The sequence below is a fragment of the Solibacillus isronensis genome, assembly GCF_023715405.1.
GTDB classification, from domain to species: Bacteria; Bacillota; Bacilli; order Bacillales_A; family Planococcaceae; genus Solibacillus; species Solibacillus isronensis_B.
Genome location: NZ_JAMBOC010000001.1, coordinates 852,073 through 870,825 on the forward strand (window position 1 = coordinate 852,073; position 18,753 = coordinate 870,825).

Here is an 18,753-nt window from a genome sequence, read left to right on the forward strand (position 1 = left end):
TGTTATTCTTCTTCGTTGTTAAACCATAGTGGGTCATTATCATCTACATCGCCATTATAATTAATAAAAATCTCTTCACCGGCTTCAATATCTTTATAAGCAAAGAAATCGAATGTTTCGTTGTCGAAATTAATTTCATACGTGGCATTCGGCTCATATGAATGATTAAATAGCATTCCGTAGCCCAATAGGATTGCAGAACGGCCAATGCCAAATTCAAACGCATAATCTGCAAGATTTGTTTTTTCAATATGTTCATGCTGCTCATTTGGATAGCTTAGTACCGGTGCTTGGTGGAATAACGTTCCTTTAGGAATTGCATTAATCGCAAAAATACCGCGATTATATTCCCCATCACTTATCGGGGAATTCTTTACTTCGATCATATTTTTTCGCCTTCTAACTTTTAAGATTCTTTCCTACTGTAACATGTATTATAGAAGAAAGGTTGTTTTATTGCTTATTTACATAAATTATTCATTGAAGGGGTGAAGTTCATGCAAAAACTGCAATTTGAAGCTGCATGGGATAAAACGATTTCAGATCAGGACCGATTATTAATCGAACAAGCTTTTCAAAAAACAAAAGAACAGGATGAGCATATTTCCTGTTACGTAATTCGAACGGCCATGAATCATAGAAAACAGCTGCTCATTACAACGCTTATTCATAACCGGACTGATCAACAACTTAATTTCCATAATAGGGAAGTAAGTATTATAACAGAAGCGGGGAAAATTGCTCAAAATTTTACAATGGATGCACTTGAAATTCCTCCTTATTGTTCAATGCCGTGGACTTTTATTTTCGACGAAAGTATTAATTTTCAATTCACAGAAATAAAACAGATGGATATTGAAATATAATGAGATTGAGGTGAAGGAATCGATGCATGAAATGAATGCAGGAATTTGGCTCACATTCGTAACCCCTATCTTTTTAGTCAGTGCGTTATATTTTACACTGTCATTTTTACAGCACTTGAAAATCGACAATGATCGATTAATGACACAATCGAAGTGGGGTGCAGTCATCTCTTTGGCGATTGCATTAATTGTACCGGCGATTTATCAAATTGTTGTTTATTATCAAGTCATGCATTACTAAACATGCCAAAAACCAAAAGACCGCTATGGAAATAGTGGTTTTTTCTTCTTCTAACTTCGAAATCACCCTATAAATCACACAATTAATTTGTAAAAAAATACAAATAAATGCGGTTTTTTACGTTAATTCGCTAAAAGCATACTATTCCAGTATGAATTATTCAAATTAACTATTGACTTTAAATACATGCATCTGTAAACTAACGAATTAAGAATACTGAATTGCAAGAAAATTCTATAACTAGTAAAGGAGAGGTGTTATGGGAGCAGTTGCACATATTGATGAAATCGCGGAAAAGCTTGCCGAACAGTTTGAACAAACAGCAGTAGAAAGAGATAAAATTGGAGGCAATGCTAAAACTGAGCGAGATCTAATTCGCGAAAGCGGACTTTTGAAACTTTTAATTCCGACAGAATACGGTGGTTTAGGTGGGAATTGGTATGATGTGTTTCAAGTCGTTCGGACGATTGCACGTGCGGATAGTTCACTGGCACATGTTATAGGCTATCATTTTATCAATCTTGTTACACCGCATTTATGTGGTTCACAAGAGCAAAAGGAATTTTATTATCGCGAAACAGCCAAGCACAATTATTTTTGGGGGAATGCGTTCAACCCGGTGGCTATTCAACTGAAGGCTGAAAAAACAACAACAGGCTATTTGTTAAACGGCGTAAAAACGTTCTGTTCTGGTAGTGTCGATTCGGATGTATTATTAGTATCGGCGTTAGTAGAAGAGCAGGATGAGCCATTATTGGTCGTTATTCCTAGTAAACGGATAGGTGTAGATATAAAAGGCGATTGGGACAATATGGGGCAACGCCAGACAGACAGTGGAACGATTCTTTTCAACGATGTTGAAGTACATGATGAAGAAGTGTTGCAGCAAGGCTTTTACGCAAGCGAGTTTTCACAGCTGCGTCTGAATATCGCTACTTTTATTTTAAACCATGTTTATTTAGGGATTTCAGAAGGTGCTCTTCAATCAGCGCTTACATATACAAGAGAGCAAACAAGACCGCGCGCCGTTACACAGACTTCGGCGATTGAAGATCCGATTATCCAGCATCATTACGGCCAGTTTTACGTACAGGTAGAAGCAGCAACCCTGGTTGTGAAAAAAGCGGATCAATTATTACAGGAGCTTTGGGATGAACCTGAAAAGATTACCCCTAAGCATCGCAGTGATCTTGATGATGCATTGCAAACAGCGAAAATTTTCACAACGCAAGTAGGGCTCGATATTACATCAAAAATTTTCGAAGTGATGGGTAGCCGCGCTACTGCAGGCCGTTATGGGTTTGACCGCTATTGGCGTAATTTGCGGACGATGACACTGCATGTTCCGGTTGATACATCGATCCAATCATTAGGTAGAAAATTTCTGTTAGGAGAGTGAGTACATGGTTCAATTATTGGAACGTCCAGTGCCACAACAAACCCCTATATCTACGAAAGATAGTACTAAGAAAAAAACGAAGATTAAAGTCCAGAATATCGATTTCAGTTATGATGCGACGACAAAAATTTTAAACAATATTCAGCTTGAAGTGCAAGATGGCGAGTTTCTCGTATTTATGGGACCTTCCGGATGCGGGAAAAGTACATTGCTCAGAATGATGGCAGGGCTTGAACCATTTTCAAATGGCAATATCGAAATAAACGGTAAATCCGTAAAGGAAACTCACCCTGACTGCGGAGTCGTTTTCCAGGATTATTCCTTATTTCCATGGCTGACGGCACAGGCGAATGTCATGCTTGCATTAAAACAGCGTAATAAAAAAATGCCGAAAAAAGAGCTGGCACATATCGCAGAGCAATATTTGACACTTGTCCATTTAGGGCATGCCGTAAAAAAATACCCTGGCCAAATGTCAGGTGGTATGAAACAGCGTGCAGCCATTGCGCGTGCATTAAGCTACGGTTCGGATTTACTGCTGATGGATGAACCATTTGGCGCTTTGGATCCTGTCACACGTATTCAACTGCAGGATCTGCTTGTTCAAATTAGTGCCGAACAAAAACGTACAGTCGTATTTGTTACACATGATGTTGACGAAGCCATTTATTTGGCGGACCGTATTGTCATCTTTGCTCCCGGGAAAAACGGGGCGGTGACGAAAAGCATTCAAGTACCGATTGAGAAAAAAGGGACGGATCGTCAAAAACTATTTGAAAACAAGGAGTTCCGTGCATTTCGTGAATCCCTTTTAAATGAGATGAACGAACAGATCGTCAATAGTTTAAAAACAGAAATAGCAGATGGCGCAGGAATATAGGAGGATCGTTGAATGAAAAAAACAAATCAGAAATGGATTGCTTCACTCGCTTTAACAGTAGGTTTACTTGCTGCATGCGGAGATGATAAACAAATTTCAAAAGGGGCAGCCTCTGACGATTATGAAATCACGGTTGGTTTAAGTCAGTCTGCAGGTGGAACACTTGTCGACATTGCTCATCAGGAAGGCTATTTTGAAGAAGAACATATTACGGTCAATCGTGTTGGCTTTGCAAACTCGGCAGACGGACTGAATGCACTGCAGGCGGGGAAAATTGATGTCGGATTAACATTCGGTACAGCTGGCCCCTTAACGTTTATCGCAAACGGCTCGGATTTCTCCATTATTGGAGGGCATTTGGAGGGCGGACACCCGATTTTAACGAAAAAGGAAAACGCGGGGCAATATACTTCACTTGAAAGCTATAAAGGAAAAAAAGTTGGAACGATCAGGATCTTTACATCGGATATCGTTTTCCGTTCTGCGCTTGAAGATGCAGGTATCGACTGGAAAAAAGATCTGGAAATTGTTGAATTCAAAACAGGTAGTATGCTGCTTGAAGCGGTAGCATCAGGAAAAGTGGACGTTGCAGTATCGGCAAACTCATTCTACGCACAAGCAGTTGATATGGGTCTTGAAGCAGTTGCATGGAGCAATGATTTACAGGAAGGGCATGTATGCTGTCGTGTTGTAACACGCTCGGAATTATTGGCGGAAGAAGACGGGGAAGCATATAAACGTTTCTTAAAGGCACTTATTCGCGCTGAACGTAAAAAGATTGAAGATCCGCAATCAGCAGTAACTGCAGCGAAAGAGTATATGAAAGTCGATGAGAAAGTAATTAATACGATTGTAAACGACAGCCACTCGAATTATTCTTCTGACCCAAGCAGAGAGAAAGTCGTTCAAATGTGGGAGCAAATGAAAGAAATCGGCTATGTTGAAAATGTGGATGATATTGATGTAAACGAATATGTAAATATCGATCTATACGAAAAAGCATTAACTGAGTTAATCGAACAATATCCGGATGATGCTTATTACAAAGATCAGCTCGTTCGTTTTAATGAACAAAACATTTAAGGGGTGGGATGGAATGCTCACATTTTTTAAACGCTATAATCTTACTATTTTGATAGGAATAATATTTATTGCGGTTTGGGCACTTGTCACAAAATATGCGACATGGATCAATCCGGTAATATTCCCGCAGCCTCTAACGGTCGTTGAGTCATTTTCCGCGAAAATCGGGGAGCTATTAACCGGTGTTGTGAGCTCGATGAAACTACTGATACCAGGGTTCTTCGGAGCTTTAGTGACAGGTATTGTAGGCGGTCTGTTTTTCGGATTGAACAAACGGTCACGTGAAATATTAATGCCTTACTTTCATGCACTAAGTCCGATTCCGCCAACGCTGTTCATACCATATGTCATTGCAATTTTACCGACTTTCCAAACAGCTTCGATGTCTCTTATTTTTATCGGCGCATTTTGGCCAGTATTTTTAGGAACGATTCATGGCGTGCTGCTGATTGAAAAGCATTATCTTGACAATGCGAAATCTCTTGGTTTAAAAGGACCAACGTTTTTACTGAAAGTCGTGTTGCCCGCAAGTGCACCCCATATTTTAAGTGGTGCGAGTACATCACTTGGTATGAGCTTCCTGATTTTAACGATCGCCGAAATGTTCGGTGCTTCATCAGGAATGGGCTTTTTCATCCAGTATTACAGTGACTTCTCACAATATCATTACGTGCTTGCAGGCATTATTTTTAACAGTATTATAATTGTCGCTATCATGATCGCATTTGAAAAATTAAAAAAACGCCTGCTGTTCTGGACAAATTTAAAGGCTGATGGTAAATGAAAAGACTTTTACTTACAGTGCTACTGCTTACCGGCTGTAGTGCACAAGCAAATGAAACGCTCGATGTAACATTAAATGCCAGTAAATCTGAGCTCGAAGCATTCGAACCTGTAACGATCACAGCAACCGTAACGTACAACGGTGAACCAATTCAAAACGATGTGGAAATTGAATTCGAACTGATCAATCCAACCGGCAATGCCATTGGTTCCGTGACACCAGATACTAGCGGGGACGGGAAGTTTACGATCGAAACGAGCTTTGACGGTACCGGCACTTATAAAGTGATTTCACATGTTAGTTATGGGGAACAGCACGAAATGCCTGAAATCGAGGTGAAGCTGAATTGAGAAAATGGGTCCAGTTATCATTATCCACGGTCCTGATAGTCGCACTAAGCTATGCCATTATTTCAAATACGTCCAAACAGAAGGCAGAAGCGAAAACTGAGGAAATTGTGCTCCAGTCAACTTCCGGTGAGCAATTTGCCATTCCGGATGAAGGCAACTATATCCTTAACTTCTGGGCAACTTACTGCCCCCCATGTGAAAGGGAAATGCCCGCCTTTAAAGCGGCGTATGAAACACTTCAGTCACATAACATTGAGCTTTATGCAGTCAATGTGGAAGAACCGACAAGGCTGGTCAATCAATACTTAACGAAATTCGATTTGCCTTTTCCGATTCTGTTAGACCGTAAAGGGCAGCTGAAAGAAAACTATAAAATTTTAACTTTGCCGACGACGTTATTTTTGCAAGATGGAAAAGTAGTACACACCGTAAAAGGTGAACTGACAGAACAAGAATTGCTTACACTTACCCAAAAATTTCTTTATTAAAGGAGAATCTTTCATATGACATTTTTTAACCAGGAAACAATTGCTCTCCATACAGGTCAGACAGTTGACCCGGTAACACGCTCGCGTGCAGTTCCGCTGTATCAGACAACTTCGTATGTATTTGATGACACGGAACATGCGGCAAACTTGTTTAAATTACAGGAAAGCGGCTATTTATATTCGCGAAATGCCAACCCGACAAATGCTGTATTTGAAGAGCGTCTTGCTGCATTGGAGGGCGGTGTCGGAGGATTTGCGGTCGCTTCCGGACAGGCGGCAATCTTAATTGCTGTACTGACTGTCGCACAGGCAGGCGATGAAATTGTAGCAACGAACGCCCTTTATGGCGGCACGTATACATTGTTTTCTAAGACTTTGCCTCGCTTCGGTGTAACGGTACGCTTTGTCGAAGGATCTGACTTACAAGAAGTTGAAGCAGCAATCAATGATAAAACACGCGCCGTATTCACTGAAACAATTGGCAATCCGAGTTTGCAAATTGCAGATATTGAAGGATTGGCACAAGTAGCCCATCGCCATGATGTCCCGCTTATTGTTGATAATACATTTGCGACACCTTACTTATCAAAACCGATTGAATTTGGAGCAGATATCGTTGTACATTCTACAACGAAATTTATCGGCGGTCACGGAACATCATTAGGCGGTGCGATAATTGATGGCGGTAAATTTGAATGGAAAGCGCCTCGATTCACAAGCTTCGTGGAACCGAATGAATTAATTGGCAATCGTTCATTTGTTGAAGCTGCTGGAGAAAAAGCATTCATTACGAAGGCACGTTTTGAGCTGGGGCATGATCTAGGCGCCACATTATCACCATTCAATGCATGGCTTTTTATTCAAGGTCTTGAATCACTGGCAGTGCGCGTTCGTCAGCATGTTGTAAACGCACAGGCAGTAGCTGAATATTTAGCAGAGCATGATTTAGTGGAATGGGTAAATTATCCGACACTACCTGGAAATGATCCAAACAATTTAGTAGAGAAGTATTTACCAAAAGGGGCGGGGTCAATATTCAGCTTTGGTATCAAAGGCGGACTAGAAGCAGCAAAGGCATTTATTAATAATGTTCAGCTACTTTCACATGTTGCAAATGTTGGCGACTCGAAGTCACTTGTCATCCATCCGGCAAGTACATCGCACTCACGACTATCACCGGAACAGCAATTGGCAAGTGGTGTAACACCGGGTTTGATCCGTTTATCAATTGGTTTGGAAGACATTGAAGATATTAAAAACGACTTGGCACAAAGCTTACAAAAAGCTGCCGAAGTTGCTCAAATAACAAAATAACAGGGGGATTTTAACATGGCAATTGCAGTTGTAGTAAATGATGAAGGTATAGTAACACCGATTGTGGAAGGAACAATTTTACGTATTATTCAGCAGGACCATACTGTAGAAGATTTGCGTAATCCGGCACTTGATTTAACAGAAGGACGTCGTGGCGCAACATTACGTAAAGCAATTGAACTGGGGGCGACAACTTTTGTTGCACCGCCTGAAACTTTCTGCGAATTATCTTACAAAAAAGCACAGGAAGAGCAAATTTCGTTTATTAACATTCCGGCAAATCAATCATTTGCACAGGTGGCAGAACAGTTGAAATCAGACATAATTCAACAATCAAACGAATTACCGGCTGATGAAGTAGTAGCAAGTGCACCGGTTACAAAATAAGGGGGAATTAAAATGACAAAAGTAGAGTTTATTACGATGGCGCCAACTTCAGGCGATAGTGAATATGTAGGAAACCAAACGTCAAATAAAGGTGCACAAACATGGTCAGGTGTCGGTGTTGATTCGGATCGTGAACCATCTGTAGATTATATTACAAAAGTGGCACAGGCTGCTGAAAAAGCAGGCTTCTCGACATTATTGTTACCGATTGGCGGAAGCTGTGTAGATTCATTGGTTGCCGCATCGCATTTGACTGCACATACGAAGACATTGAATTACCTGATTGCTGTTCGACCTGGGTCTACTGCGCCTACACAACTGGCAAAACAGTATTCATCAGTCAACTACTGGACGAATAACCGTGTATTTGTCAATGTCGTAACTGGCGGAGCGCCAAAGGAACTAGAAAATGACGGGGACTTCTTATCACATACTGATCGTTACAAGCGTACACGTGAGTATATTGAAATTTTAAAACGCCTGTTTAACGGGGAAACGTTTGATTATAATGGCGAGTTCTACACATTAAAAGGAGCGAACTTACCATTGCCTGTTAAAAATGCACCTCCGATTTTCTTCGGTGGTTCATCACCGATTGCAAAAGATGTCGCAACAGATGTGGCTGACGTCTACATGCTTTGGGGCGAAACATTGGAAACGACAAAAGAAGAGCTGGAAACGGTAGTTAAACTGGCAAAAGAAAAAAATCGCGATCTTTCATACAGTGTTTCATTCCAGGTTGTATTGGGTGAAACAGAAGAAGTTGCGTTTGAAAATGCTAACAAAATTATTAGCCAAGTGGACCCGGAAGTATTGGAAGCAAAACATGCTAATACAGTTAGCAACGGAGCAGTAGGTGTGAGCCGCCTTCATCAGTTGATGCTTGAGTCAAAAGACAATAATTTCGTGATCGCACCGAATATTTGGGCAGGGTTAACACAAGTGTTATCCGGCAACTCGATTGCGCTTGTCGGTACGCCACAGCAGGTAGCGGAGCGCATCGTGGAGTTCGTTGATTTAGGCTTCGACAAAGTGTTGTTACGCGGTTTCCCGCACTTGGAAGTAATTGAAGAGATTGGCGAAAAGGTCATTCCACTCGTTCATGAAATATTGGCTAAACGCGAAGAACAGTTAGTGTAGGAGGGACGTAAATGACGAAAAAACAAATGAAATTAGGCGTCTTTTTAATGGGTACAGGGCATCACATCGCTTCATGGCGTCATCCGGATGCACAGGCTGACGCAAGCGAAAATGTCGAGTTTTTTAAAGAAGTTGCTGTAAAAGCGGAGCAAGGGAAATTGGATATGCTGTTCTTAAGTGATGGTTTATCTTTTAACGAGCTTTCACACCCGGCAGAACAAGTTCGCTTTGAACCACTTACATTACTAAGTGTCTTATCAACAGTGACTAAAAATATCGGTTTAACAGCTACTGCTTCAACAACATACAATGAGCCATTCCATATCGCACGTAAGTTTTCATCGCTTGACCATTTAAGCGGCGGGCGTGCTGCATGGAATATTGTAACAAGTTACTATTCAGCAGAAGCGAGCAACTTTAACAAGGATCAGCATCTGGATCATTCTCTACGCTATGAACGGGCAGAAGAATTTGTCGAAGTAGTTAAAGGATTATGGGATTCTTATGAAGATGATGCATTGGCACGCAATAAACAGACGGGTGAATATATTACAAAAGGGAAGCTGCACACGTTAAACCATAAAGGTGAATATTACGCTGTACGCGGTCCGTTAAATTCATCGCGTCCGCCTCAAGGAAGACCGGTTTTAGTACAGGCAGGATCATCGGAAGCCGGTACGACACTTGCTGCACAACAAGCGGATGTTATCTTTACAGCACAGCAGACGCTTGAAGACGCACAACAATTTTATAAAAAACTGAAAGACAAGGCAGTTGCTGCAGGCCGTGACCGTGATGATATTAAAATCATGCCGGGCGTATCGATTTACGTGGCGGAAACGAAAGAAAAGGCCTACGCCAAATATGAGGAACTGCAACAGTTAATTACACCGGAAATTGGCCTGGACTTTTTAGCAGACTATTTAGGTGTAGATCTGTCACAACATGACCTGGATGGCCCATTGCCGAAAGATATTCCTCCGACAAACGGTAACCGTAGCCGTCAGCAGCTGATCATCGAACTGGCGGAACGTGAAAATCTGACGATTCGTGAGCTGTATTTACGTATCGCCGGTTCACGTGGTCATCGCATTATTTTCGGTTCACCAAGTGAAATAGCTGATCAGTTAATAGAGTGGGTAGATCAGGAAGCTGCGGATGGCTTCAACTTAATGCCTCCGTATTTCCCGGGCGGTTTTACCGATTTTATTGATTTAGTTATTCCGGAGCTTCAAAAGCGCGGGGTATTCCGTACAGAATATGAAGGTAAGACACTACGTGAAAATTTAGGGTTAAAACAAGTCCCATCCCGTTATACTTTACAAAATATTTAGGAGGAGTGAATCATGACAAAAGCGATTTTAATTAATGGGGGAAACAGTGTGACATCCCGATTAACAGGCGTTCAGCAATCAATTGAATCATTGCTTGAGCAGCAGGGCATTTCTCATGAAACAATTCAGGTTCATCAGTTGCCTGCAGAAGACTTAATTACTGCAAACTATGCGAGTGAAGCGATTGCTGAAGAAATTGTCAAAGTAGGAGAGGCCGATATCGTATTTTTCCTTACACCGATCTATAAAGGTTCCTATACTGGCATTTTGAAAACATTCATCGATTTACTGCCGCAAAAAGGGCTGGAAAACAAAATTGTCGTACCAGTTGCAATCGGCGGGTCAATCGCACACTTGTTGGCACTGGAATATTCATTGAAGCCGGTCCTTTCGATTTTAGGGGCGACTACAATTTCTAGTCCGATTTATATCGTTGACTCACAAGTAACGAAAACTGACAATGGCTTTACATTAGAGGAAGCAGCAAAAGAACGCATCGAAAAGGTGTGGGAAAGTGTTGCACCCAAAAGTAAAGTAACTGTATAAAATGGACCTCGCGAAGAGTCATTCCTTCGCGGGGGTTTTTTATTGAATGAATAACTCTAACTCATTGTCAATTTATGAAGTAACTGCTTTTTATTTACGGCAAAACCGGGAATACTCACTGTGGATTGAGTTTATTTTAAAAGGAGAGGTTCCTATGAAGTATAAAAAGGTAACAATTGCAGGAAGCGGTGTTTTAGGTAGTCAAATTGCATTCCAATCCGCATTTTTCGGATTTGAAGTAAATGTTTATGATATTAATGAAGAGGCAATTACTAAGGCAAAACAGCGAATGGCCACATTAAAAACAACATATGGCGAATATTTTCAAGACGTTGGCCGTGCTGAAAAAGCGTCTGACAGTCTTCAGTTTTACACTGATTTAACAGAAGCAACAAAAGATGCAGATATCGTTATTGAAGCAGTGCCGGAACGTATAGAAATCAAACAGGATTTTTATGAAAACCTTGGGAAAGTGGCACCTGAAAAAACAGTTTTTGCTTCCAATTCCTCAACATTATTACCAAGTCAATTCGCCGAGTTTACGGGCCGCCCGGAAAAGTTCCTGGCATTACACTTTGCGAACTCTATTTGGCAAAACAATACGGCGGAAGTAATGGGACATCCTGGAACAGATATGCAGTATGTTGAACAAGTGGCAGATTTTGCACGTAATATCGGCATGATTCCTTTTGTGCTGAAAAAAGAGCAGCCTGGCTATATTCTTAATTCATTATTAGTACCATTTTTATCTGCGGCAATGGAGCTTTGGGTAAAAGATATCGCAGATCCGCATACAATCGATAAAAACTGGATGGTTTCAACAGGATCACCACGCGGGCCATTTGCAATATACGACATCGTAGGGATGGAGACACCGTATAATTTAAACTTAATGCGCGCAGAACATGATCCAACAGCAAAACTAGTGGCAGAAAAAATTAAACGCGAAATGATTGATCATGGTAAAATGGGCGTTTCAACAGGCGAAGGTTTCTACAAATACCCGAATCCGGCCTATATGGATCCAGACTTTTTAAAATCGAATTAATACCAAAAGTATGGATAACAACCAATTCTATCCCGTGAAGGAATTCATACTTCACGGTTTTTTTGTTGAACCGGATGAATGCTGATTCTGTATAGGTATTATCGCAAAAACCCATCCATTTAATTCAAAGAAAATGGATGGGTTTTATGTTATTTCGCCGTATATTTTTTAATCGCTGGGATGATTTCGTTACCGATCAGTTCGATATTTTTCATTACTTTGTCAAACGGTACACCGCCAAAATCGATTTGGGCCATGAAGCGTTGCATGCCGAACAATTCGTATTGGTACAGTATCTTTTCGATTATTTGGTTCGGACTGCCGACCATGAGTGCATCTTCCACTTGCGGTGCCTGTTCCACTTGCCAGCGCGGATAGCCTTGACCGCGAATCGCCTGGAAACCGCTGCTTAAATGCGGGTGCATCCCATCGACCGCCTCTTTTTCCGTTTCCGCAACATAAAACAGACTCGTCGTTGCAATCGGTAAAGATGCTGCATCAAAACCACTGCGATCTGCTGCTTCGCGGTATGCATCAACAGAAGCTTTAAAGTTTATCGAAGGTCCGCCTAAAGTAGTCAGCATCATGGGAATGCCCATATAGCCGGCTTTTATCGCACTGCCGGGAGGACCGCCAACAGCCCGCCAAATCGGAATCGAACCATTTAAAGGCTGAGGTAAAATATGTGCATCCTTTAAAGTCGGACGAAATTTGCCGTTATAGTTTACAACCGAATTATCATTTAACTGTTTTAACAGAGCGAGTTTTTCCTCAAAAATTTCCTCGTAGTCACGTAGACTGACCCCGAACAGTTCATGTGCGCCGACCCGTGAACCGCGACCTGCAACGATTTCTGCACGGCCATTCGAAATTAGATCGATTGTCGCAAAATCCTCGTAAACACGGACTGGATCCGCTACGCTTAACACGGTCGCAGAGCTTGTCAGTTTAATGCTTTTCGTTGCCTGTGCAATTGCACCGAGTACGACTGAATGAGCCTGTGTAGTGAAATATTGCTGATGACTTTCACCGACTGCAAATACATCAATTCCTGCCTGTTCCGCTAATTGGCTCGCTTCGATGATTTCCTGAATGCGCTGCTGCGCAGGGATGCGTGACCCTGTTAAAGGGTTTGGAATGTGGTCACCTAACGTATATAGTCCAAACTCCATCCCATTTTTTTCATTGATTCGATATTGTTCCATGATTATTGCCCCCTTATAAAATAGGCTTCAATTTTGCTGTAATTTCTTCACGCTGTTGTTCCAAAAAATCCGGTAAATCCAATTGTTCACCGAGCGATGTCACATCGCCGTCGCGTAAAAATCCTGGTCCATCCGTCGCAATTTCGAATAAGATTCCATTCGATTCACGGAAATATAAGCTTTTAAAATAAAAGCGGTCGACAATACCCGAGGACATAAAACCTCGAGCTTTTACTTGCTCATCCCAATACGACAGTTCTTCATCATTTTTCACACGGATGGCCAAATGGTGAATACTGCCGCGACCAGGTTTTTCCGAAGGTCCTTCCTGTTCGATAATGTATATCTCCCCAAACATTTCATCACCGATTGATTGGAGCAGGGCAGTTGTTTCATCTTGCGTTTTCAATTCAAAACCAAAAATTTCTGTTAATGTTCGAACCAGTTTTCCTTTATTCTTCACGGTTATTTCAACAGTTCCCATCCCTTGAATTTGATGTTGAACCGGAACAGGGGATTTTTCATACGTTTCCCAATGTCCTGCTTTCGTATTTGGTGCAGCTATAAGTGCCAAACGTAAACCTTCTTCATCTTCAAAAAGGAGGGCAGGGCGACCTGTAAATGTTGTAATGTCTTCATGTTTAACGCCAAATTCATCCAGACGTTTTGCCCAATACTGAAGGCTATCGACGCTTGGTACAATCAAACAGATTTTTGTAATGGCATTTGTGCCTCTGTGAGTGCGTCCAACTAACGGAATCTCGAAAAACGAAAGCTCTGTACCCGGACTGCCTGTTTTATCACCATAAAAAAGGTGGTACATTGATGTGTCATCCTGATTGACCGTCACTTTAACACGGCGTAATCCTAAAATATCTCGGTAAAATTTGTTGTTTTGCTGTGCATTTTTTGTAATCATCGAAATATGATGATGTCCTGGAATTGTATACATGTTCATTCCTCCAATAATTATTTACAGTGCTGTATCTTCATTGAACAACATTTCAAAAAGGCAATTAATCAAGAAATTTGTTTCCTATTACTTTACTACTCAACTAATTCGACGACAAGGAAAATATCTCGAATTCGAAATAAATATTTATTGTAACTATTTACCTTTTTATACGTCTATTAATAATAGAATTCAAAAATTGTTCTGTATAAAAAATAATCAGTTAGAGGTGGGGATTTATTGAAGGGATTACTCGCATTTGGCTTGCTGCTTCTATTAGTCGGATGTAATGATAATGGGCAGCTATCAGAAACGCTTGAATGGGCCGTCATTAACGTTAAAAACTCAGCTGCCGAAGAAATAATAATACACGATCCAAAAGAACTGGAAGAAATCAGTAGTTATTTATCGAAAGTAGATTGGCAGCCGAATACTGAAGCTAAAATGGCAACGCATGAAGATCTTCTTTTAAGTCTATTTATTGAAGTTGAACAAAACATGCCCGAACGTATTAACGAATATCAAATCTGGTTTGAAGAAGACAACTCGATGACTATAATGAGCAATTTTAAATCAGAGGGGTTTGGTAAATTAAAAGGGAAATTCGGAAAACCTTTTAAAGATTTGCTTCAACAAAACATAATGGGGAAGAATCGTGTAATTGATCAACATGGTCAGGTGGAAAATTTGGAGTTATTCCATCAGTTTTTAAAAGCTACCGACGAAAACAAACAAACATCATTGGAGATGACGCGCTATACGATTGAGGGGGCACCAATTTACTGGAAAGTTGATTTTCAAGAAGGGCAATATAAAATCGAAGTCGATAATCGAGAAGATAATTTTGGAAGTAAAAATACTGAAAATTATACATGTGATAAATTAAGTAAAGATGTTACAGGTTCTTTAACTGATTATAATTTTAAATCATGTGAAGGAGGCTTTGAAATCAATTTATTATCGGTAATAAGTGAATAAGCACATAACAAAAAGCCGACAAAATCCGTATTAGGAAATTATGTCGGCCTTCAAACTATTTAATTTTACTGGCGATTTCCAATGCCTGTGTAAAATCTTCTATCAGATCATCTTCATTTTCCAATCCGACTGAAAAGCGCAGCAAACCATCAGTAATTCCGCGTTTTGCACGTTCTTCGGGCTCCATCGCTGCATGACTCATTTTGGCAGGGTACGATAAAATTGATTCAACACCACCAAGACTAACCGCAAATACCGGAATTTTCATCGCTTCGACAAAAGCTTTTGCAATCTCATAATTCGGTAAACTAAACGATAAGACCGCACCCGCTGAAGTTGCCTGTGCTGCATGAATTTCAAACCCCGGGTGAGTAGGGAGTCCAGGATAATAGACTTTTTCCACTAACGGATGTGCATGTAAAAATTGTGCGATGCGCATTGCAACACGTGATTCCTCGTTAAAACGTACAGCCGTCGTCTTCATATTTTGAATTAATGTGTAGCAATCCTGCACACCTAGTACAGAACCGAATGAATTTTGAACGAAATATATTTCATTGCCCAGCGCTTCATCTTTTGTTACTACAAGGCCCGCTACTATATCGGAATGTCCTGATAAAAACTTCGTTGCGGAATGAATCACAACATCGACACCTAATTCGAGCGGTTTTTGATGCAGCGGTGTCATGAACGTATTATCTAAAAACGTGAGTGCACCGTGTTGTTTTGCAATTTCAACTACTTCACGAATATCCGTGATGCCTAATGTAGGATTCGAAGGTGTTTCCATATAAATTAATTTCGTTTCAGGACGTACAGCTGCTTTTACTGCTTCAGTATCTGTAAAGTCCACAAATGTATGGGTAATCCCGTAGCGCGGCAATACTTTTGTAACGAAACGGTACGTACCACCGTAAACATCTTCGGTAATGACAATATGGTCGCCTGCAGATAAAATCATAAAGCAAGCTGATACAGCTGCCATACCAGTTGCAAATGCAAAACCTCGATTACCGCCTTCAAGTTCGGCAATCGCTTTTTCCAATGCGGCACGTGTCGGGTTTCCCGAACGAGCATAATCATATTCACCAAATTCATCGATCGATTCCTGATGGAAAGTCGATGATAAATACATTGGTACGTTTACAGCACCTTTTTTATCGGCATAGCCTTCACGGATCGCCCCATGAACTAATGCTGTTTCAATGCGGTTTGTCATGCAAATTCACCTCGTAACGAATCGAAAACTTGCTTTAAGTCAGCGATTAAATCTTCTGCTTCTTCAATACCTACCGAGAAACGAAGTAATCGGTCACAAACACCTCGTGCAACACGTTCATCATATGGCATATCGGCATGTGTTTGAGTAGCAGGATAAGTAATAAAGCTCTCAACGCCGCCAAGACTTTCTGCAAATGTAATCAGTTTGATACCTTTTAAAAACGGGTTGACCATTGACGAATCTTTGACACGGAAAGACAGCATACCGCCTTTTCCTGTATACAGTACATCTGTCACGAGAGGTTCATCGGCTAAGTATTTCGCCACTTTTTTTGCATTCGCATCATGCTGTTTTAAACGTAAATGCAATGTTTTCAGTCCGCGAATGAGCAACCATGAATCCATCGGCGAAAGCACCATACCAATCCCGTTATGGTAGAATGCTAACTTTTCACATAATTCAGCACCCTTTGCTACGACTAGACCTGCCAATACATCATTATGTCCGCCAATATATTTTGTTGCACTATGTAAAACAATGTGTGCACCTAATTCAAGAGGACGCTGGAAATAAGGAGTGTAGAATGTATTGTCAACAATTAGCAATAAGTTGTGTTTTTCTGCCAAAGCCGCATATTCCACAAGATCGATTTCCTGCATTAACGGATTTGTCGGAGTTTCGATAAACAATGCTTTCGTATTTTCATTGATTAACCTTTCAACTTCTTCAACATTAGTAAACGGATTATAAACCGGTTTAATATTATAGTTTTCCGCAAATGTTTTGAATAGACGATATGTTCCGCCATATAAATCTTCCGGAACGATTAATTCATCGTTCGGTTTAAATAAGGACATGACAAGTTGTACTGCCGCCATTCCGGAACTGCAGGCAAATCCAGCATCGCCGTTTTCCAGCTCTGCGATTCCTTGTTCAAGGATTGTACGAGTTGGATTTTTTGTACGTGTATAATCATAGCCTGTCGATTCACCAATGCCCGTATGCTGATATGCTGTCGACATATAGATCGGCGGGTTGATCGCACCTGTTTTGGCATCACTTAAATTTCCGAGCTGTACTAATTTTGTTTCAATTGAACGTTGTGACATGAATACACTTCCTTACATGAATTTACTAAACATTTCGAATGAATCGAGTATTACATCAATTTATCATGAACAGATCAAAGGGACAATAGGAGAAACGAGTATTAAGTAGAATAGGGGATTAATTGAATTAAAATATAAAAAATCCTAGAATACATTTGATTTGTAAACTAGGATTAGATATTTTTATTTAGATTGCTCGTTTTTTAATAAATCACGGATTTCTTTCAGCAGTTCTTCTTTAGCATCCAGTTCCGGTGCCGGTTCTTCGGCAACTTGTGCTTCTTTTTTACGGTTCAGTTTCGTCAGTAATCGTAAAGCCATAAAAATAGCAAATGCGATAATAATGAAATCGATAATCGATTGAACGAATACGCCTAGCGCAACTTGTGCTTCACCTGGTCCAAACTTCCATTCGTTTGTCAGATCAATTCCGCCTGTAAGCATACCGACAAGTGGCATAATAATATTTTCAACCAATGATGTAACAATTTTACCGAATGCTGCACCAATAACAACTGCAACCGCTAAATCGATAACATTGCCCTTCATCGCAAATTCTTTAAAATCTTTCCACATAATATAAAACTCCTTTTATCTTTTTTAAACAAAGTTTAATTTTATACATTGATATTCTAATTTTCAACAGTGAAAATTACCTGCTTTTTTAGTAGAATGAAAGTTAACAACATTATTTCGTTTTAAAGATTGGTGGCTTATATGGCAAAAAGCAAGAAAAAGAACCCTTTATTCTCTCCAAAAACTAAAATAGTATTAATTATTTTGCTTATCCCCATCACTTTAATAGTTTATATTGTCGCTTATTTCAGCTGGCAGCAACTCCGTGGTTGGCCATTTACTGATAAAACAGTGTACCAGCAAATTCAGGAACAATTTGATTTGGAAATTCCAATCGAATATATCCCTGTTTACGTCGCAGCCGAACAGAAATACGGTGTTCCATGGACGCTTTTGGCAGCACATCACCGCGTAGAAACCCGTTTTTCCACAATGAAAACACTTATTTCACCGGTTGGCGCAGAAGGACACTTTCAGTTTATGCCTTGTACATTTGTCGGCTGGCAACATCCTTCCTGCAAAGATTTAGGGCTGGGGGACATCCCGGATCATGATAAAACGAATCCAGCGATCATAAAAAAATATGGGGGGTATGGGGTAGATGCGAATGGCGACGGTATAGCAGATCCATTTGATATAGAAGATGCCGTATTCAGTGCAGCCAAATTTTTATCCATTGCCGGTGTAAATGATGGGCAATTGAAAAAAGCGATTTTTCAGTATAATCATAGTGATGATTATGTGGAAGACATTTTATACTACTATAAGATGTACCGGGATTACGGCAATCAGCTGAAACAAATTGCTCTTGAAGAGGACAAATAAAAAAAGTGTGACGTAACGTCACACTT

At 40.5% G+C, this 18,753-nt stretch carries 22 protein-coding genes; 16 read left to right on the top strand and 6 right to left on the bottom strand.

Going from position 1 to position 18,753, the window contains the following annotated elements; translation table 11 throughout:
* Nucleotides 1–2: 2 nt before the first annotated feature.
* Nucleotides 3–386, bottom strand: coding sequence for an SET domain-containing protein (locus M3166_RS04410; RefSeq protein WP_079526970.1), 384 nt, complete (start codon nt 384–386; stop codon nt 3–5).
* 111 nt (nt 387–497) lie between these two features.
* Between M3166_RS04410 and M3166_RS04415 the strand changes: the two genes are divergently transcribed.
* The 14 genes from M3166_RS04415 to M3166_RS04480 all read left to right on the top strand — a co-directional run bounded on the left by M3166_RS04415 (nt 498) and on the right by M3166_RS04480 (nt 11,860).
* Nucleotides 498–866 carry an SLAP domain-containing protein gene (locus tag M3166_RS04415; RefSeq protein WP_251687682.1) on the top strand — a complete coding sequence of 123 codons (369 nt, stop codon included), beginning with the start codon at nt 498–500 and terminating at the stop codon, nt 864–866.
* 22 nt (nt 867–888) lie between these two features.
* Nucleotides 889–1,107 carry a hypothetical protein gene (locus M3166_RS04420; RefSeq protein ID WP_251687684.1) on the top strand — a complete coding sequence of 73 codons (219 nt, stop codon included), beginning with the start codon at nt 889–891 and terminating at the stop codon, nt 1,105–1,107.
* A gap of 259 nt (nt 1,108–1,366) precedes the next feature.
* Complete coding sequence (locus M3166_RS04425) at nt 1,367–2,506, top strand: acyl-CoA dehydrogenase family protein (protein WP_251687687.1); 1,140 nt, start codon at nt 1,367–1,369, stop codon at nt 2,504–2,506.
* Between the two features lie 4 nt (nt 2,507–2,510).
* On the top strand, nt 2,511–3,386 hold the full coding sequence (locus M3166_RS04430; protein ID WP_251687689.1) for an ABC transporter ATP-binding protein: 876 nt from the start codon (nt 2,511–2,513) through the stop codon (nt 3,384–3,386).
* Between the two features lie 12 nt (nt 3,387–3,398).
* Nucleotides 3,399–4,469: an ABC transporter substrate-binding protein gene (locus M3166_RS04435; RefSeq protein WP_251687691.1), complete on the top strand. Its 1,071-nt coding sequence runs from the start codon at nt 3,399–3,401 to the stop codon at nt 4,467–4,469.
* Between the two features lie 13 nt (nt 4,470–4,482).
* On the top strand, nt 4,483–5,253 hold the full coding sequence (locus M3166_RS04440) for an ABC transporter permease (RefSeq protein WP_251687692.1): 771 nt from the start codon (nt 4,483–4,485) through the stop codon (nt 5,251–5,253).
* Nucleotides 5,250–5,603, top strand: a complete 354-nt coding sequence (locus M3166_RS04445) for a FixH family protein (RefSeq protein WP_251687694.1) — start codon at nt 5,250–5,252, stop codon at nt 5,601–5,603. Before M3166_RS04440 ends, M3166_RS04445 begins: the two co-directional genes overlap by 4 nt.
* Nucleotides 5,600–6,091, top strand: a complete 492-nt coding sequence (locus M3166_RS04450) for a redoxin domain-containing protein (protein ID WP_251687696.1) — start codon at nt 5,600–5,602, stop codon at nt 6,089–6,091. The genes M3166_RS04445 and M3166_RS04450 overlap by 4 nt, the downstream gene beginning before the upstream one ends.
* Before the next feature lie 15 nt (nt 6,092–6,106).
* Nucleotides 6,107–7,405, top strand: coding sequence for an O-acetylhomoserine aminocarboxypropyltransferase/cysteine synthase family protein (locus tag M3166_RS04455; RefSeq protein ID WP_251687698.1), 1,299 nt, complete (start codon nt 6,107–6,109; stop codon nt 7,403–7,405).
* A 15-nt stretch (nt 7,406–7,420) separates the two neighbouring features.
* Nucleotides 7,421–7,792, top strand: a complete 372-nt coding sequence (locus tag M3166_RS04460) for a chemotaxis protein CheY (RefSeq protein WP_251687700.1) — start codon at nt 7,421–7,423, stop codon at nt 7,790–7,792.
* 12 nt (nt 7,793–7,804) lie between these two features.
* Entirely contained in the window at nt 7,805–8,932 is a 1,128-nt protein-coding gene (locus M3166_RS04465) for an LLM class flavin-dependent oxidoreductase (protein ID WP_251687702.1), read from the top strand.
* Between the two features lie 11 nt (nt 8,933–8,943).
* On the top strand, nt 8,944–10,266 hold the full coding sequence (locus M3166_RS04470) for an LLM class flavin-dependent oxidoreductase (protein WP_251687704.1): 1,323 nt from the start codon (nt 8,944–8,946) through the stop codon (nt 10,264–10,266).
* A gap of 12 nt (nt 10,267–10,278) precedes the next feature.
* A complete protein-coding gene (gene ssuE, locus M3166_RS04475; RefSeq protein WP_251687706.1) occupies nt 10,279–10,812 on the top strand; it encodes an NADPH-dependent FMN reductase in 534 nt (177 codons plus the stop codon).
* Between the two features lie 133 nt (nt 10,813–10,945).
* Complete coding sequence (locus M3166_RS04480; RefSeq protein ID WP_435368072.1) at nt 10,946–11,860, top strand: 3-hydroxyacyl-CoA dehydrogenase; 915 nt, start codon at nt 10,946–10,948, stop codon at nt 11,858–11,860.
* Nucleotides 11,861–12,009: 149 nt separating this feature from the next.
* Here M3166_RS04480 and M3166_RS04485 read toward each other — a convergent pair whose 3' ends face one another.
* Nucleotides 12,010–13,065, bottom strand: a complete 1,056-nt coding sequence (locus tag M3166_RS04485) for an LLM class flavin-dependent oxidoreductase (protein WP_251687710.1) — start codon at nt 13,063–13,065, stop codon at nt 12,010–12,012.
* A gap of 13 nt (nt 13,066–13,078) precedes the next feature.
* Entirely contained in the window at nt 13,079–14,017 is a 939-nt protein-coding gene (locus tag M3166_RS04490; protein WP_251687713.1) for a ring-cleaving dioxygenase, read from the bottom strand.
* Between the two features lie 240 nt (nt 14,018–14,257).
* Between M3166_RS04490 and M3166_RS04495 the strand changes: the two genes are divergently transcribed.
* Nucleotides 14,258–14,995, top strand: a complete 738-nt coding sequence (locus M3166_RS04495; RefSeq protein ID WP_251687715.1) for a DUF4362 domain-containing protein — start codon at nt 14,258–14,260, stop codon at nt 14,993–14,995.
* Between the two features lie 55 nt (nt 14,996–15,050).
* On the opposite strand, the gene metC is transcribed toward M3166_RS04495, so the two are convergent.
* From metC to mscL, 3 genes are all read right to left on the bottom strand, one after another.
* Nucleotides 15,051–16,214 carry a cystathionine beta-lyase gene (gene metC, locus M3166_RS04500; protein WP_251687717.1) on the bottom strand — a complete coding sequence of 388 codons (1,164 nt, stop codon included), beginning with the start codon at nt 16,212–16,214 and terminating at the stop codon, nt 15,051–15,053.
* The gene (locus tag M3166_RS04505; RefSeq protein ID WP_251687719.1) at nt 16,211–17,326 is read right to left on the bottom strand and encodes a methionine biosynthesis PLP-dependent protein; all 1,116 of its coding nucleotides are present in this window, start codon (nt 17,324–17,326) and stop codon (nt 16,211–16,213) included. The genes metC and M3166_RS04505 overlap by 4 nt, the downstream gene beginning before the upstream one ends.
* A 183-nt stretch (nt 17,327–17,509) precedes the next feature.
* The gene (gene mscL / locus M3166_RS04510; RefSeq protein ID WP_251687721.1) at nt 17,510–17,902 is read right to left on the bottom strand and encodes a large conductance mechanosensitive channel protein MscL; all 393 of its coding nucleotides are present in this window, start codon (nt 17,900–17,902) and stop codon (nt 17,510–17,512) included.
* A gap of 141 nt (nt 17,903–18,043) precedes the next feature.
* Here mscL and M3166_RS04515 point away from each other — a divergent pair, with 141 nt between their 5' ends.
* A complete protein-coding gene (locus M3166_RS04515) occupies nt 18,044–18,727 on the top strand; it encodes a lytic transglycosylase domain-containing protein (RefSeq protein ID WP_251687724.1) in 684 nt (227 codons plus the stop codon).
* Nucleotides 18,728–18,753: the final 26 nt, after the last annotated feature.